Raw genomic sequence first — 17,232 nt, 5'->3', positions numbered from 1 at the left:
TTCATGGCTATTCAAATAAATTTAATCAATGGGAAAAACATCGAAGTAACCGATGATACTTTCATCACCGCTTGGAAGTATCAATCATCGGTCATGGCAAGTAATGCCGATCACTATTATCTTGATTGCATTTTTCAAGGCAAATTTGAGGATGGAAAAGTAACCGAAGACGACGAGGAAAATAAGTTAGAGGGTCTAATCAGTGCTAGTGACTGGATAACTTTCGGAAAAAATAAGAATTCCATTAAATCAACTGCTGTTTTAGGAATCACACGTGAATAATTCATTTAAATTCAAAAAAAAAGGTCTCAGCTTACGCTGAGACCTTTTCTGCTCTCTGGGGGGAAAGCAGTAATCAGAATTTTGATTACGCTAAATCTTAACATGAAAAAAGTTTCATTTCCAGAGAAAACTATGTAAATTAAAAATTAATTATTTATTGATAACTTGGCTTTTGAAGCTGTTTCCAGGTTCAATTTGATAAGTAAAAATTAAATGTATTTTCAGTAAAATATTAATTAATATTGAGTCATGTAAGTATCTCTTTCCCATTGGGAAACAGTTTGTTGATATCTAGCCCATTCAGCATTCTTAGCGGCAAACAAACTATTAGTTAAGTCTTTGCCAAGTGATTGTTGAACGTATTCGTCTTTTCTCAAGGCTTTCAAAGCATTGTGCAATGTTGAAGGAAGATCGATAATACCTTCTTCACGACGTTTTTCTTCTGACATTTCGTAAATATTATCTTTAACTTCTGGCATCAAATCGTAATTGCTTTGAATTCCATCAAGTCCAGCATCCAAAATACATGCAATTGCTAAGTATGGATTTGTTGTTGGATCAACACTTCTCATTTCAATACGTTTTGATTTACCAGTAGCAGCAGGTACACGGATCAAAGGAGAACGGTTCTTGCTTGACCAAGCAACATAAGTTGGAGCCTCAAAACCTGGAACCAAACGTTTATATGAGTTAACGGTTGGGTTATTAACAGCTGTTAGAGCACGAGCATGTTTCAACAAACCACTCATGAACTTCTTAGCTGTATCTGACAACATATCGTCAGTTGTATCAAAGATATTATCTTCACCCTTGAAGAGTGACATATTAATATGCATTCCTGAACCATTAATTCCTTGAACAGGCTTTGGCATAAAGGTTGCATAGAGACCGTGCTTTCTAGCGATAGTCTTTACAACCAATTTGAATGTTTCAATGCTATCTGCAGCGGATACGGCATCTTCATACTTAAAATCAATTTCTTGTTGTCCTGGAGCGACTTCGTGGTGACTGGCTTCAACTTCAAAGCCCATCTTTTCTAATCCTAAAACAATGTCTTTACGTACGTTAACGCCAAGATCAGCAGGTGAAAAGTCAAAGTAACTACCATCATCATTTAAATGAAGAGTTGGTTTACCGTGTTCATCAGTGTTGAATAAGAAGAATTCTGGTTCTGGTCCGATGTTGAAGTTGGTATAACCCATCTTTTGCATCTTTTTAACAATTCTCTTCAAGTTAACACGAGGATCTCCAGCGAATGGTGTCACACCATCAGTTTCATAAATATCACAGATCAAACGAGCAACTTTTCCATGTTCTTCTCCCCATGGGAAAATCAACCAAGTTGAAAGATCTGGATGTAATAACATATCACTTTCCTCGATACGAGTGAATCCATCAATTGATGAACCATCAAAAGTAATCTTGTTTGCAAGAACCTTATCCAATTGTGAAACAGGAACTTCAACGTTTTTGATGATCCCGTTGATATCTGTAAACATCAAGCAAATAAATTCAACGTTTTCATCATTTGCCATTTTCGTAATATCTTCTGCAGTATAATGTTGCATTTTTAGCCACTCCTATTGTATATACCAATTTTTTGTAGACTTCTAATAAATGTTATTAATATAACGTTTAACCAATAACATGTTGATAATACCAATTCCATTTATCGGTGTCAAACATTTATCTTTGATTTTAAATGGATTTTGATAAAAAAACAAATTATTTTGTATATGAAAATTTTAGCACATTATTGAAAATTATCCGAAGAATAAATTTGACTTCCTTGAAATTATCATGTACATTACAAGTACGAACGAAAACGAATATAAAAATAATAATTGTTCGTAATTAATGGAGTGAATAAAACATGCAAGTTTTTGATTATGAGGATATTCAACTAATACCGAACAAATGTATTGTAGATAGCCGCTCAGAATGTGATACAAGTATACAATTTGGACCTAGAACATTTAAGATTCCTGTCGTACCAGCAAATATGCAAACAATTTTAGATGAGAATCTAGCTGAAAAATTGGCTGAAAATGGTTATTTTTACATCATGCATCGTTTTGAACCAGAAAAAAGAATCGGTTTTATCAAACATATGCAGGAAAAAAACCTTTTTACTTCTATCAGCGTCGGTATCAAACAAGGCGAATTTGATTTTATCGACCAATTAAAAAAAGAAAATCTCAAACCTGATTACATTACAATTGACGTCGCTCATGGTCATAGTGATCGCGTAATCAAAATGATCAAATACATCAAAACAAATATTCCTGAAAGTTTCTTGATTGCCGGTAACGTTGGTACACCAGAAGCTGTTCGTGAATTGGAAAATGCTGGAGCCGATGCTACTAAAGTTGGTATTGGACCTGGTAAGGTATGTATCACCAAACTCAAAACTGGTTTTGGTACAGGCGGTTGGCAATTAGCCGCTATCAGACTCTGTGGCAAAGCTGCTAGCAAACCTATCATCGCTGACGGTGGTGTTAGAAATGATGGTGATATCGCCAAATCAATTCGTTTTGGTGCCAGCATGGTAATGATTGGTTCCCTACTAGCCGGTCATAAAGAATCACCTGGTGAAATTATCGAACAAGATGGCAAGAAGTATAAAGCTTATTTCGGTTCTGCTTCCCAATACCAAAAAGGTGAATACAAGAATGTTGAAGGTAAAAGAATGCTCGTCCCTTACAAAGGTGAGATTCAAAAGACCTTAACTGAAATGCAACAAGATCTCCAATCATCCATTTCATATGCTGGTGGTAAAGATCTAAATTCATTAAGAAAAGTTGATTATGTTATCGTTAAAAATTCGATTTACAACGGTGATGTTTACTAAAAAAGACAAAAAAAAGAGGCTGACGACTGGGTGTTCGTCAGCTTCTTTTTTTATGAATGGGATAGTTCATTTTCAATTTAATAAGATAACTGTCCATCAAACAATTAACTTATCAAATTTACCATTACTGTAACACATAAACGATTAATTAAACAGTATCAAACCTTTTAATTTTTCAGATTATTTCTAATCTAATTATTATTAATTTGTCGAACATCAAAACTATGAATTCCTTTATTCCGTTCTTCAAATCCTTCAGTTTTGCTAACAATATAGCTTGGACGATCATTAACTTGATCCAATACTCTACCTAAGTAGCTACCCATTATCCCAATTGATAACATCAATAATCCCAAGGTAAACAATAGAATTGTGATACCTACTGAAGCAACATTAACGTTGCTACTTGCAATCATATAACCTAGGTAAAACACCCCACTGACCAAAGGAATAACCGAAAAAATATTAACAAGCTGCAATGGTTTCATTGAAAAAGATGTGATTCCATCTAATGCTAATTTAATCATCTTAGAAAGTGGATATTTTGTTTCTCCGGCGATTCTCTCTTGACGATGGTACATGACACTCGTTTGTTTAAAACCAATCCAAGTTACTTGTCCTCTAACAAATGGATCTTTCTCGTGCAATTTCAAAAGTTGATTGACCGCTACCCGATCCATTAACCGAAAGTCACCAGTATCAAGTGGCATCTTAATCGTAGCAATTTTTTCGAAAGTCCGGTAAAACATCTTGGCAGTGAATTTCTTGAAAAATGTTTCACCATCCCTTTGCATGCGTTTGCCATAAACAATTTGGTAGCCTTGATGCCACTTTTTAATCATTTGCGGAATGACCTCCGGCGGATCTTGCAAATCAGCATCCATCACTACAACCGCGTCACCTTTTGCATAATGAAGACCCGCTGTGATGGCCAATTGGTGTCCAAAATTTCTGGAAAATTCGACTAGTTTAATATTTTTGTGTTGTGCCAACATACGTCGAATGATCGGCACTGATTTATCGCTCGAACCATCATCAACAAAAATCAATTCATAATCTTCTTCTTGCTGTTCAATATAATTCAGCAACGTATCAATGGTTACTTGAATGCCTGCTTCTTCATTAAAGACTGGCAATACAATGGAGATCAATTTCATAACCAATCCATCCTTTCATTAATCATAAATACTTGATAAGTCATACAAGGTTCCAGATTGTCCTGGCATTCCTCCACCCATTGAAGGTGTACCTTGAGATGAGTTATTTGATTTGTTCTTCTTCATTTTCTTTAATTGTTTCTTAGTTAATTTCTTTTTCTTAGGTTGTTTGTTTCCGGAAGGGGGTGTTCCCATACCTTCATTTGAGTTAGTTGGAGCTTGACCTTGCGGAGCCTGACCTTGGTTCTGACCTTGACCTTGAGGTTGGCCTTGTCCTTGTGGTTGAGCAGGTGGCTGATTTGAACTTTGACCTGTCTTATTACTACTATTAGTAGCTACAGTCACTGAACTAGTTGCACTAGAACTATTATTCAAAGTTACTTTCTTAGCGTGTTTCTTGATCCAGTTGACGATTTGATTATTTGAGCCACCAGTCTTACCGCCAGAATAGTAATATTTAACTTTTCCTTCTTTAACTAGCTTCTTAAACTGCTTCAAAGTAATAGCTTTATCAGTTCCATTAAAACCACCCATGGCCATTACAGCCTCGCCAGTTTGAATGATATATGGTGCAGCAGTACTTGAATCATCAGTTGCAAACAAGTACTCAGCATTTCCTTTATGCTTTTGCAAATAAGTAAGCAATGTAGAATCAACTTGAGAATTCATGTTGCCTCCTCCACCACCCATTTGTGATAACAAGGAAGGTCCTGCACTTGGAATACTGTCAGAAGCACCAGCCAAAGTTGGCGTCAATGACCAAAATCCGGGAGCTAACATAATTAGAATCAAAGCTAAAGTTGGCCAGATTCGTTTATTCTTCAATTTGATAGCGATCCAAGGTAAAACAAACAGTGGAATCGACAAAATAATTCCAGCTATCAACAATATCCAAGCAAGCGTTGGATAGTAATCAAACAAATACCAAGCTTGTAAAAGACTAGTTGATAAAATCGAGATCGGTAACAACATCGCCCAAATAGATTTTTCACGCCATTGTTTGATCATCGTATAAATTCCGATACCACCTAAAGCGGCAATCGCTGGTGCAAGCATGATCGTGTAGTATGGATGGAAGAAACTAGCGACGGAGAAGAATCCGCCGACTGGAATCAGCCAAGCAACCCACAACCAAAGCTCATTTCTTTGAGGATTAAGTGAATACCATTTTTTCATTTTTGAACCGCGATAATATACAAAACTAGAGATTACACCAAAGATTGCTATGAGTAATAGCCAACTAATTTGCGGACCGAGTTCCTTTTGGAATAATCTAAGTGGTCCAGCAGTACCAATATTGAAGGCACCGCCACCGCCGCCACCTGTACCGGCACCATTAGTTGAGCCACCCATTTTTTGAGAATTACCAGGTTTAGTTGGTGGATTCCCATTTTGAGACGATTTCTTAGTTCCACTTGGTAATGCAGGTGGATTTGAAGACGAACTATTCTTTTTAGAACCACTATTTGAAGGTGGCGTCATTGATTCAGAAGATTTCTTCGAACCAGATGGTGGCGTCATAGACTTTTTACTACCACTCTTCTTAGAATTGCCCATCCCTGGAAAAGCTCCACCAGTTCCAGTAGTCTGACCCAAAAGCCGTTGAGTACCGTTATAACCAAAAGCTAACTCTAAAGCTGAATTGGTTTCAGAACCACCCTCATATGGACGACTATTTGAGTTAGTTAAATCGACCGACAAAGGCCAAATCAGTGTAAAGATTGCTAAAAAAATTGTTGCAATCGATAAATGACCGATTTTTTTCTTCCAATTGAAGTCACTAGCAATCCAGTAGTACAAATATAATGCTGGTAAAATCATGAAAGCTTGGAGCATCTTAATGTTAAACGATACCCCCATTAGAGCAAAACCGATCCACAAGTAACGCTTTTTTTGTCCCATCACCGACTTTTGAACGAACCAGACCGATAATAACAAGAAAAATACTAAGGTTGCATCCATATTGTTAGTTCTAGAATCAGCGACCACGATTGGTGTTAAAGTCATGATAAACGCTGCAATTCTTGCAGGGACTTTGCCAAAACGTTTATGTATCAGATTGTAAATAAGATATACCGAACCAATTCCAAATAGAATCGACGGTAAAACAACACTCCAGCCGTGTACACCAAAAATTTTTGCACTGATGGTCATAAACCAAAGTGCTACCGGTGGTTTATCAACTGTAATAAATCCTGCCGGATCAAAACTGGCATACCAGAAATTTTTAAAACTTTTAGTCATACTGACAATCGCTGCTGTATAAAAATTATTAGCTTCCCCTGCTTCCCAAATATTCCAAGCATAGAGAAAAGCCGCTAAGATCAAAATGGCAATCAGCCAATAATCGTACTTGATATTTCTAACTTTATTAATGAAATTATTTTGGTGTCGATTTTCGACACGACTCTCTTTTGATTCCATCATTTATCTTCTCCCATCTTAGAAAGCTATTTTAATAAAAAAACAAATGACCGAATAAATTAAGATCGACAAAATGATCGGTCGCAATTGTGTCAAATTTTTCATTTGCTCCATTCCTTTCGTAACAACGAATCCAAGATTAGCCAAATTAACTTAAATTAAGCTTAAATTAAAGATTTTGCTTTATACTTGTAATTAGAATTTACAAAGGAGTTGTATTATGCCGAAGAATATAAGAATTTTAGTAGTGGAAGATGATAAAAATTTAGCCGATAACATTTCAACTTTCTTATCTGATTTTTCACACGTCGATATCGAGACTGATGGATTAAGTGGAAAATTTGCTGCCACTGAGAACGTCTACGACTTAATAATTTTAGATATCATGTTACCTGAGATGAATGGCTATGATGTTTTAAAGAATATTCGGGCTGAAAAAATCAACACACCGGTCTTAATTTTGACTGCCAAAGCGGAATTAGATGACAAAATTCACGGTTTCAATCTAGGAGCGGATGACTATTTAACCAAACCATTTCACCGTGAAGAATTATTAGTTCGCGTTAAAGCACTCTTAAAACGCAGTGGCACCTTAGCTGATGATTCTGTTCTAAAGATTAGAAATCTCGAAGTCAATTTGAATAATCATGAAATTGTGGCGGACAATCAAAAAATTGCTTTAAATGGTAAAGAATATGATTTATTAGTTTATTTGTTGCAAAATAAAAACACTATCTTAACTAAGGATCAAATTTTTGAACGTATTTGGGGCTTTGATTCTGATACCTCCATTACCGTAGTCGAGGTATATATGAGTAATTTGCGTAAAAAATTACGCCCTTCCAAAAATGATTCTTTAATTAAAACTATTAGAAACGTCGGGTATATTTTCCAAGATGAAAATGAAATCTAAACAGAATGCCATTACACGTCGGCAACAATTTAAACTCTTTCTTTCAATCATGGCCTCATTTGCCGTCTTATTTTTGACCCTTGGTTTAATTATTTTTAATTCTTTTCAAAGCTCAACTTATAAAAGTATTGACAAAGAAATGAAATCAGAAGTCCTCTCCGTTCAAAAGCAGCCCAGTTTACAACATGACGACCCCGGACCTCAAACTGATCCCAATCCTGAACATAAAAAAAAGGAACCTACACCTAAGGCTCCCTTTCAAGCATCCATTTTAGTCTTTAATAATCAAGGAAAATTATTAAATAAATCTAGTTTGGGTAATCGTTATTCAATTCTAAAAAATATAAAATTGAACAAAAAAAATCTTAACAAGAAACAAACTATCGTAATAAAAAATATGAACTTCCGCTCAATTTTAATAAAAGTTTCCAAGAATAATAATAATCCAATGTATGCTGGAAATTATGTTTTGATCATGCAGAATATCGATACACAAATCCAAACGATGAACAATTTTGAAAAAATCCTTGCGATCACCTTCTTCGTCTTTTGGGTAATCGCACTGGTAATCTCCTATTTCTTAGCTCGGATCAACATGTTGCCGATTGTTCGTTCATGGAAACAACAGACCGAATTTGTTAACGATGCTGCCCACGAATTACGAACGCCTTTGACTATCATTCAAGGCAAATTGGAGTACATGCTAACTAAGCCGAATAAAAAGATTATTGATGAGGCTGAATCAATTTCCGTATCACTAGATGAAGTCAGCCGACTCAATTCATTAACGAACAATCTGCTTGATTTGGCTCGCTTTGACAATGCAACGACTCAATTAAATTTTGAATACACTGATCCAAAAGTATTTTTAAAAGATCCTATTATGCCGTTCAAAGATATCATTAATTCTCAGCACAAAGTTTTTCAAATCAGTCTCAACCAGCATCCCACCTTATATTTAGACCGTGACAAAATCAAACAATTGTTGATCATCCTACTCGACAATGCCACCAAGTATACTCAAAAGAACGGAACTATTCGTATCTATGACCAAATTGAAAATGGTAAGTATCAGTTGATCATCGCTGATACCGGCGTCGGTATTAAAGATTCTGATAAGGAAAAAATTTTTGGGAGATTTTATCGAGTTGACAAATCACGCACGCAAAGTAGTGGTGGGCATGGATTAGGCTTAGCAATTGCTAAACAAATTGTCGATAATCATCACGGCAGTATCAGTGTCCGTGACAACCTACCTCAGGGTAGTGAATTCGTGGTGGAATTGCCAATTAAACGAAATAAGTGATTATGATATTAATTTATCAAAATCACTTTTTTTATTTGCACTATTTTTCTAAGCGTTTTATCTAATCTAACTTAATAAATTTCATATAATTGTTAATATTTCGTACTTCATTTCATAACAAATCAACTTCAAAATTATGAACCATAAAAAAATTATCGTGATGATAAGATTACAAAATCATGTTTTGAGGGAGTAATTTATGAAACGAAAAAAAATCTTACTATGCATACTTTTCTTGTGCATCTTATTTTCATGCACGAAAACTACCACGATCAAAGCACAAGCAGAAAAATTAACTACCGCTGATATTTCACAAATCTTTCAACACAAAAATAATAACGAAATCGTCATTAGCTATATTCTAGAAGCTGAAAAAGAATTAATCGTTAAAACTAGTGAAGATAAAGTAATCGACTTGACTGCCTTAAAAAGCGATCTTGGCGATGACAAGGTCGATAGTAATAACGATCAAAATGAATTTAAATTAACACTAGATCAACCTAACAAGCTTTCTTTCAAACTCTTTACTAATAATGAAAAGCCTTTTACTTTGACCATCTTAAAGGCTGATGGTGAAAAAATTTTTGATTACGATTTAAACCCACCTGAAAGTAAAAATAATGTTGCAACTGAGACTGATGATGATTCCAATGAATCCGGTTGGGTCTTCTCTGAATTTCTAAAAGTCAGTGAAGGACCAATTCTCGAGCACTCCGATGGCAGTAGTACTAGACCACTACTCTACTTTGGTGATTACAACATGGCACAAAGCCGTGCTTCAATTACTGAAGCATACGCAACTAAAGGAAATAGTCGAAAAGATAGTTTAACTGCAGCGAACTCGGCCATTCTTTATGCTGAACCTAATAGTAAAATTCTCGATGGACCCAGAGCCTCTGGCAATCATATTTACACTTCACACTATGGAGATCACCAAGAAGGAGATTTTGAATCAAAAGACATTATCAACATGGGAATCAGTCCTCGAGGCATTGAAGATAAATCTGAAGGTTCTCCAAGAAATTTTATTTCCAACAACTTATATAACTACGTTGTTCCAACTGATGGACACGGAGTCCCCGGAGTTTCTGGACCAGACATTTTGGGGGTAGCCTATGGATTGCCGGAGACGCCTAAATTCTACTATCGTACTAATCCGCAAACTGGATTTGAAGAACAAAAAATGGTCTATAAACAACGTGCTTTCTATATTCCCAAGAAGAATCACCCTAATCCTGAAATCACGACTACTATCAAACAAAGTTTCAATGATATGGGACGTGTGGTGACAAAAATCACCTTTAAAAATACTGGTAATTATTACTTCACCGACTTTGTTGGTTTCTCTAATCAAGATTTTTCCTTAAATAAAGATGGTCGTGAGATCACTGATAAAAAAGGTAAAAGAATTGGTAATTACGTCTCAATGCGAACTTTGGGAAATAAGCGTGGTATGTACATTCAATCTGGTGATAACCAAGTCAGACATAGTGTTTACGTCAACAATCCCAACGGTCCTAATGCCTGGGCTGCCCGTTCAACTGCTAAATCTTATGCAGCTTATAAAGGATTTGCCTATAATCCTGGTTTGATTGGACTAATTCCCGTAACTGAGAGATATTATCCTTGGAAAGTTGGGAAAAATCGTTACGTTACGGCTGGTTTTGGTAGACCAACTAAATTCTTTGATAAGAAAAAGAATCAATTCAAATCCCCTTACGTTAAAGGAAATTTATTCAACGCCTTTGAAGACTTAAATGATCGTGGTGACACTGATGATAATTCTGCCGCTGGAACTCGTTTAGGTGTTAAAGATGATGATTTTACTCAATGGGATTCTGGTTTAACGATGCGTACGTCAATGATTGATTTACCAATCGGTAAAACCACAACCTTGCAATACATGACCCAAACTGATGTTAGAGGAACAACTTTTAATCCTGTAATCGAATTAGACCTACATGGAACTGAAGATAATCCCCAATTACTGCCAACAAATTCGGGATCACTACCAATAACTGGGCAGTGGTATGACTATGACAGTACTAACGTGACAATGCATTACTCGATCGACAGTGACAAAGATGAAGACTACCAAATTCTTTTTAACGGTAAACAATCTTCTAGCGATGCCTTTAATGGAAAACATCAAGAAATTCAAAAGCAAAAAGTTAATTTCAAAAATTTAGATGAAGGCACCCACATTATCCGTTTTTATATGGAAGATGCCGAAGGTCACCGTTCTCCTGTTAAGACACACTATATTCGTTTTATTAGAGAATCGACTAAAGCACCTCAATTCATCGTTACTACTCCTCATTCCAATCAAAAAGAGCCCTACGATCCAATGGATACTGATTTAGAGTTATCTGGATATTGGACCGATAAAGATAGTAAAAAAATCAAAGAGGTTTCTTATACTTTAGACAACGATCCAACTAAAAAAGTAATTTTTAAAGATTTAAAAAACGATAAGCCTGGTTCTTTGGTTAATTGGAAGCTAGATGAATTATCGATTAGTGATTGCAATGACTTCAAGTTACACAAATTGACTTTCACTATTACTGATGACAAGGATTTAACAGGCACGGAAGAATTTTATTTCCAACATCAGCCGGGTGGATTAAAACTGTCTGCTCCCGAAGAAATCGATTTAGGTACAGTTGCTGTCACTCCAAATGGCAGTTCATTAACTAGTCCTAAAATCGATGCTGGTCGTGTAGTTCTTGATGATTTTCGACAAAAAAACTCCGGACCAGTCGCCGTAAGTTTGTCAATGGACACGTTTTATAAATTAGAAGAGAATACTCATAATGATCCAGGCGTGGATTCGGATGATGAGGGTGATGAGGATGAATCTCGTCTCGAAAAAGAATCTATTGGACACACGGCCTATTGGGATAAAAAATTAGTTGATAGCCATAACTTCATAATTGGCGAAACTAATGGTAAAAACACTTCTGATTGGCAATATTCGACCGACTTCACCGACCAGATTCTCAAAAAATTACAACTAAGTTTTAACTCAAAAGATGGCGGTACAATGGGTACCTATGTCAGCCATTGGACTTGGCAAACGGTTGATTCTATTGAATAACAAAAAGAAGCTAATTATTTTCGATTAGCTTCTTTTTTTTCATCTAATAATTCAGAAATCTTCTTTAAGTACATAATCATTTCTTCTTGTTTGTCGTCTTCTTCCTCTTCAACTTCTTCCTGACGAGTTTTGATAATCTTGTTCATAACTTTAACTAATAGGAAAACAACAAAAGCAATAATCAAGAAATTAATAATGGATTCAATGAAGGTTCCGTATTTGAAAGTTGCATCACCTACTTCAAAGGTTAGATTACTTAAATTGATTTTTCCGAGAAATAAACCAATCAATGGATTGATCAAATTACTTACCAAAGATTGTACGATGGAAGTAAAAGCAGCCCCCATAATGACACCAACTGCTAAATCCAAAACATTACCACGACTAATAAAGTCCTTAAATTCTTTAATCATAATAAAATCTCCTATCTTTATTACTTCAATTATGGGGTTTTCGAGGTAAATTTTGCAAATATTTTGAGAATACGCAATATACAAATAGCATATTTTGCGTAATTTATGATTAATTTAATTTTTCCCCATTAATCATTGACTGATAATATAATGAAGATGAGTAAATAAGAAGGGTTGTGTATTTATGAATTACTTCGACATGTACAAGATGATTTTAGAAATCATGGCTGAAAAAAATCCTAAGGATTTCCAAGAGCTACTAGATGACTCTAGAAGTTACCAGAAGGTTAAAGACTACATCGCCAGTGACAATAACAATCAAATCTTGATTCGTGACATGCAAAACACTTTAGTTAGTATGGTTGATGATAACATTGTTTCTGGCGTGGTCAGTCCACTCAAATACGTTACTTTGATCAAATTGAACGGCTTAACAATTGCTGGTTTTCAATACTTAAAGAAACTGCAAGATCAAGCTATCAAAGAAGAAATCAACGATCTCTTAAAACAGGAAAATTTGGCTTTATCGCCAAAGTCTCTCAGTAAAGTTCTTTCTAAGATTGTTTTTAGTTAAAACTAATTTATTTACATATGTCAACTAACATATAATTTGACAGTGATTTCATTTAGAGCTATTCTTAGATTGTAATGATTCTTATTAAGAACAGATGGAGGTTATTTTATGTCAAAGACAAGAGTAGTAATCGTCGGAGCATCTCACGGTGGCCATCAATCAATTTTAGAATTATTGAAACGCTATGATGATGTTGATATTAAATTATTTGAGGCTGGAGATTTCGTCTCATTCATGTCCTGTGGTATGGAGTTATATTTAGAAAACAGTGTTACAGATGTAAATGATGTTCGCAATTTTAGCCCTGCTGATTTTGCGGAAAATAAAAATGTAGCAATTTTAAATAATCATCAAGTTACTAAAATCAATTCAGATAAAAAGACCGTCACAGTTATTGATACTACCGATAACTCAAGTCAAGATTATCCTTACGATAAATTGATCTTAAGTTCTGGAGTCACACCAAAGTCACTTCCCGTTGCTGGAAATGATTTGGAAAATGTCTTTCTAATGAGAGGTTTTGACTGGGCAACTAAGATCAAAGCTAAGTTGGAAGACTCAGCCGTTAAGAATATCACCGTTGTCGGTGCTGGTTACATCGGTATCGAAGCTGCTGAAGCTAGTGTTAAAGCCGGCAAAAATGTTACTTTGATCGATGTTTTGGATCGTCCTCTTGGAACTTATTTAGATTCCGAAATGACCGATATTCTTCAAAAACACCTTGAAGAAAAAGGCGTTAAGGTTGTTACTGGAACTAAAATTGAAGCTTACACTGGAGACAAGGCAGTAACTGGTGTCAAAACTGATACGGCCGAATATCCAAGTGATTTAGTTATTCAAGCTGCTGGTGTACAACCTAATACTGATTGGCTAAAAGGTACTGTCGATTTGGATGATCGTGGTTGGATCAAGACTAACGAATATCTCCAAACTAATTTGCCTGACGTATACGCTATTGGTGACGCTACACTTGCTTATTCAATTCCGGCTGACAATCACGTGCCAATTGCTTTAGCCACAGTAGTTCGTCGTGAAGCAAGATACGTTGTTAAGCATTTATTCGAAAAGAATCCTGCTCTACCATTTAGTGGTGTCGTTGGCAGTTCTGCTTTGAGCGTCTTTGACTATCACTTCGCTGAAAGTGGACTCAATAGCTTCACAGCCAAGAGATCAAACGTTGATGTCAAATCTTCCTTCTATCAAGGAAGTCTCAGACCAGCTTATGTTCCAGCAGGCAACAATAATCCTGAAGTCTACGTCCAACTATTCTTCAATCCAAGTTCACACGTTCTCTTAGGTGGCGCCATTCTTTCCACTTATGACGTTACAGCTCAAGGAAACGTCTTAGCACTCGCTATTCAACATAAACTAACAGTTGAAGATTTAGCCGATGCTGACTTCTTCTTCCAACCTGGTTTTGACAGACAATGGAGTATCTTAAACGTTGCCGCTCAACATGCTTTAGGAGAAAAAGATTTCTAATTAGAGATTCAAAAAGGACAGATGCCTCATGCATCTGCCCTTTTTTAATGCCGTTGGCGGGATTCGAACCCGCACATGGAAACCATACAGCGACCTGAACACTGCGCGTCTGCCAGTTCCGCCACAACGGCAATACTTTTTTTCAAAAATAGATTACAATTAAAATGATACTACAATTGGAGGTTCTTGCAATGGAAAAAATCAATAAAATCGTTTTAAATCAAGTAATCAACCCTCGAAACCCTCAATCATATAAGGGAAATTATGGAAAAATTCTTATTGTCGCCGGTTCCAATCATTTTGGAGGTGCCGCTATCCTTTGCAGTAGTGCTGCCATTCACAGTGGTGCTGGTTTAGTAACTGTCGCTACCGTACCTGAAAAATTTACTGCCATCAATGTCAGAATTCCTGAAGCTATGACGATTGATTATCATAATAAAAAAGATTTACAAGAAGCCATTAAAAATAGTAATGTCATTGCTATTGGGCCAGGCCTAGGAACTTCATCAATTGCTAAGGGACTTGTAAAAGTAGTTTTAGCAAAAGCCACAGCGCAACAAACCGTCATTTTGGATGCTTCAGCTCTAACTTTAATTGCCGAAACTGACATTGCTTTACAGTCTGAAGCTAATTTGATTTTGACGCCACACCAAGGAGAATGGCAAAGACTATCACAATTAACCATTGATCAGCAAACACCTGCCAATAATCAAGCCAAATTAAAGCAACTCAATTCTAAAGCCGTTTTGATCGTAAAAAAGCATCTGTCCGAAATCTACTATCAAGATCGAATTCTTCAAATTCAAGCTGGAAATCCGGGCATGGCAACTGGCGGCATGGGTGACACCTTAACTGGCATCTTAGCCGGTTTCATTGGTCAGTTTGGCTTTTCAATCAAAACTGTCTCCAGCGCCCTTTTAATCCACAGTATTATTGCAGATAAATTAAATAAAACTAACTATGTCGTTCTACCTTCCAAAATAATAGAAAAATTACCAAAATATATGGCTAAATTCAGTCAGGAGTAAAAAAAAGTACCTCTTGGAATATTTTCCAAAAGAGGTACTTTTTATTTCATTCTTAACAATCTTCTAATTCGATCAACTTTTGAACCAACAATCTTATCAGCTAGTGAAGTCTTCAAAACTAAGTAACCATAAATTACGCCACCTAGTCCTGCTTCAAAGACCAATGCCACCATACTGATGATACGATCTGAATTGCCAACAAAGTGGAAAACAATCCAATTAACGATCATTACAGAAACAAACATGATCAATGAGAACAAGATGATACCACTAATACGACGAGAAATACGACCGGTATCAAATGGATAAATCGCATGTAATTCTCTTAACATTAACCATGAAACTACACCCATACCGATACTCGTTGCAACCAATGGACCGAATTCGTGGAAAATCCCAATCATTGGTAATTGCACGACGACTTTGGCAATAAAACCATAGACGAAATATTTAATAGCTAATCTGTTACGATACAAAGCCTGTAAGACCGCGGATAAAACAGTAAACAGACCTAGCAAAATAGAAATCACGGATGAAAATTGGAGCATTAAGATACCGAGTGAATCATAACGATAAAAAGTTGTCCACAATGGTTGTGCCACAGCATACATCCCTAATGAAGCTGGAATCATTATGAAGAAAAAGAGTTCCAAAGTATTTGAAATTTGATCTTCAATTTTTCGCTTGTTCCCTTTAGAATACAAACCTGACAAAATTGGTACAGCGGTAACTGCCATTGCACTAGATAAGGAAACGATAATCATGATCAACTTATTTGCTTGAAAACCAAATAGCGAATAATAATTATCTAATTGCGCTGAAGTAGCATTTACAAACATTCTCATAAATTGATTAAAAGTAGATTGGTCAAACAAATTAAAGAATGTTATACCAGCGTCCAAAATAATAAATGGAACCGCTTGTTCAAAGATTTCACGAGTAAAGTTATTTTCATTAACATTCTCGGTTGGTTTACCATTTCGGGATAACTGACGTAGTCGTGGTAATTTTTTCAAAATTGCCAGGACCAAAATTCCAATAGCGACTGCCGCACCAATAAAGGCTGCAAAAGTTGATTGGACAACCGCGTTAATATAATTCCCCTTATTTACAACCATAATTAAATAAGTTGCAAGCAACATATAGATCACCCGAGCTATTTGCTCGATAAATTGTGAGATTGCCGAAGGCGCCATATCCGAATAACCTTGTAGGTATCCTCTTAAGATACTTAGAATTGGAATAATTAGAACAGCTACTGCTAAAGATTTAATAACAGGAATACTACGTGGATCACCATCTGTAAATAACGTCGCTAATACAGGTGCCCCAAAGAACATGATTGCTCCAAATAAAACACCCATAAAGGTCATGATCTTCAAACCGTGCTTAAACAGCTTATTTCCAGTTGAATATTGATCAAGAGCATTATAGTGAGAAATTTGCTTTGAAATTGCTCCAGGAATTCCTGCAGTTGAAACAATTAAAAAGAGACTATAAATATTATATCCTTTTGCAAATAACGCATTAGCGGCCGGATAATCTGATCCCATCCAAGCCATCCAGGGAATAATATAGATTGCTCCTAATATTCGAGAGAAAATACTACCAGCCGTCATCCAGGCTGAACCCTTCAGCATTGTATCTTGAGATGACGATTCTGGATTTAAAACTGGCATAACTTCTTCATCTTGGCTCTTATTTA

13 protein-coding genes and 1 tRNA gene are annotated in these 17,232 nt (G+C 35.9%); 8 read left to right on the top strand and 6 right to left on the bottom strand.

Annotated features, from left to right (window positions below; translation table 11 throughout):
• The first annotated feature begins 3 nt into the window (after nt 1-3).
• A complete protein-coding gene (locus tag U8521_RS03040; protein WP_334333592.1) occupies nt 4-282 on the top strand; it encodes a hypothetical protein in 279 nt (92 codons plus the stop codon).
• A 236-nt stretch (nt 283-518) separates the two neighbouring features.
• Here U8521_RS03040 and glnA read toward each other — a convergent pair whose 3' ends face one another.
• Entirely contained in the window at nt 519-1,850 is a 1,332-nt protein-coding gene (gene glnA, locus U8521_RS03035; RefSeq protein ID WP_334333591.1) for a type I glutamate--ammonia ligase, read from the bottom strand.
• 305 nt (nt 1,851-2,155) lie between these two features.
• On the opposite strand from glnA, the gene U8521_RS03030 reads away from it, so the two are divergent.
• A complete protein-coding gene (locus U8521_RS03030; protein WP_334333590.1) occupies nt 2,156-3,133 on the top strand; it encodes a GMP reductase in 978 nt (325 codons plus the stop codon).
• A gap of 191 nt (nt 3,134-3,324) precedes the next feature.
• Here the strand turns inward: U8521_RS03030 and U8521_RS03025 are convergent, their stop codons facing one another.
• Both U8521_RS03025 and U8521_RS03020 read right to left on the bottom strand, forming a co-directional pair.
• Nucleotides 3,325-4,290 (bottom strand): glycosyltransferase family 2 protein, encoded by a 966-nt coding sequence (locus tag U8521_RS03025; protein WP_334333589.1) that lies wholly within the window; start codon nt 4,288-4,290, stop codon nt 3,325-3,327.
• Nucleotides 4,291-4,308: 18 nt separating this feature from the next.
• A complete protein-coding gene (locus tag U8521_RS03020) occupies nt 4,309-6,714 on the bottom strand; it encodes an ArnT family glycosyltransferase (RefSeq protein ID WP_334351949.1) in 2,406 nt (801 codons plus the stop codon).
• Nucleotides 6,715-6,934: 220 nt separating this feature from the next.
• Between U8521_RS03020 and U8521_RS03015 the strand changes: the two genes are divergently transcribed.
• The 3 genes from U8521_RS03015 (at nt 6,935) to U8521_RS03005 (ending at nt 12,030) form a co-directional block, all read left to right on the top strand.
• Entirely contained in the window at nt 6,935-7,627 is a 693-nt protein-coding gene (locus U8521_RS03015) for a response regulator transcription factor (RefSeq protein ID WP_334333588.1), read from the top strand.
• Entirely contained in the window at nt 7,617-8,933 is a 1,317-nt protein-coding gene (locus U8521_RS03010; RefSeq protein WP_334351834.1) for a sensor histidine kinase, read from the top strand. Before U8521_RS03015 ends, U8521_RS03010 begins: the two co-directional genes overlap by 11 nt.
• A gap of 199 nt (nt 8,934-9,132) precedes the next feature.
• The gene (locus U8521_RS03005; protein WP_334351833.1) at nt 9,133-12,030 is read left to right on the top strand and encodes a hypothetical protein; all 2,898 of its coding nucleotides are present in this window, start codon (nt 9,133-9,135) and stop codon (nt 12,028-12,030) included.
• A 14-nt stretch (nt 12,031-12,044) separates the two neighbouring features.
• Here U8521_RS03005 and mscL read toward each other — a convergent pair whose 3' ends face one another.
• Nucleotides 12,045-12,443 (bottom strand): large-conductance mechanosensitive channel protein MscL, encoded by a 399-nt coding sequence (gene mscL / locus U8521_RS03000; protein WP_334333585.1) that lies wholly within the window; start codon nt 12,441-12,443, stop codon nt 12,045-12,047.
• 184 nt (nt 12,444-12,627) lie between these two features.
• On the opposite strand from mscL, the gene U8521_RS02995 reads away from it, so the two are divergent.
• Entirely contained in the window at nt 12,628-13,017 is a 390-nt protein-coding gene (locus U8521_RS02995) for a hypothetical protein (protein WP_334351832.1), read from the top strand.
• 108 nt (nt 13,018-13,125) lie between these two features.
• Nucleotides 13,126-14,499, top strand: a complete 1,374-nt coding sequence (locus tag U8521_RS02990; RefSeq protein ID WP_334351831.1) for an FAD-dependent oxidoreductase — start codon at nt 13,126-13,128, stop codon at nt 14,497-14,499.
• 48 nt (nt 14,500-14,547) lie between these two features.
• Here the strand turns inward: U8521_RS02990 and U8521_RS02985 are convergent.
• Nucleotides 14,548-14,630, bottom strand: a tRNA-Leu gene (locus tag U8521_RS02985).
• Nucleotides 14,631-14,690: 60 nt separating this feature from the next.
• Here U8521_RS02985 and U8521_RS02980 point away from each other — a divergent pair.
• Entirely contained in the window at nt 14,691-15,527 is an 837-nt protein-coding gene (locus U8521_RS02980) for an NAD(P)H-hydrate dehydratase (protein WP_334351830.1), read from the top strand.
• Nucleotides 15,528-15,568: 41 nt separating this feature from the next.
• Here U8521_RS02980 and U8521_RS02975 read toward each other — a convergent pair whose 3' ends face one another.
• Nucleotides 15,569-17,206, bottom strand: coding sequence for a putative polysaccharide biosynthesis protein (locus tag U8521_RS02975; RefSeq protein WP_334333607.1), 1,638 nt, complete (start codon nt 17,204-17,206; stop codon nt 15,569-15,571).
• Nucleotides 17,207-17,232 lie beyond the last annotated feature (26 nt).

Source organism: Companilactobacillus miaonis, assembly GCF_036913615.1.
Classification (GTDB): domain Bacteria; phylum Bacillota; class Bacilli; order Lactobacillales; family Lactobacillaceae; genus Companilactobacillus.
Note: the sequence above shows the minus strand (reverse complement) of the source record. Positions and strands in the feature narration are given on the sequence as shown.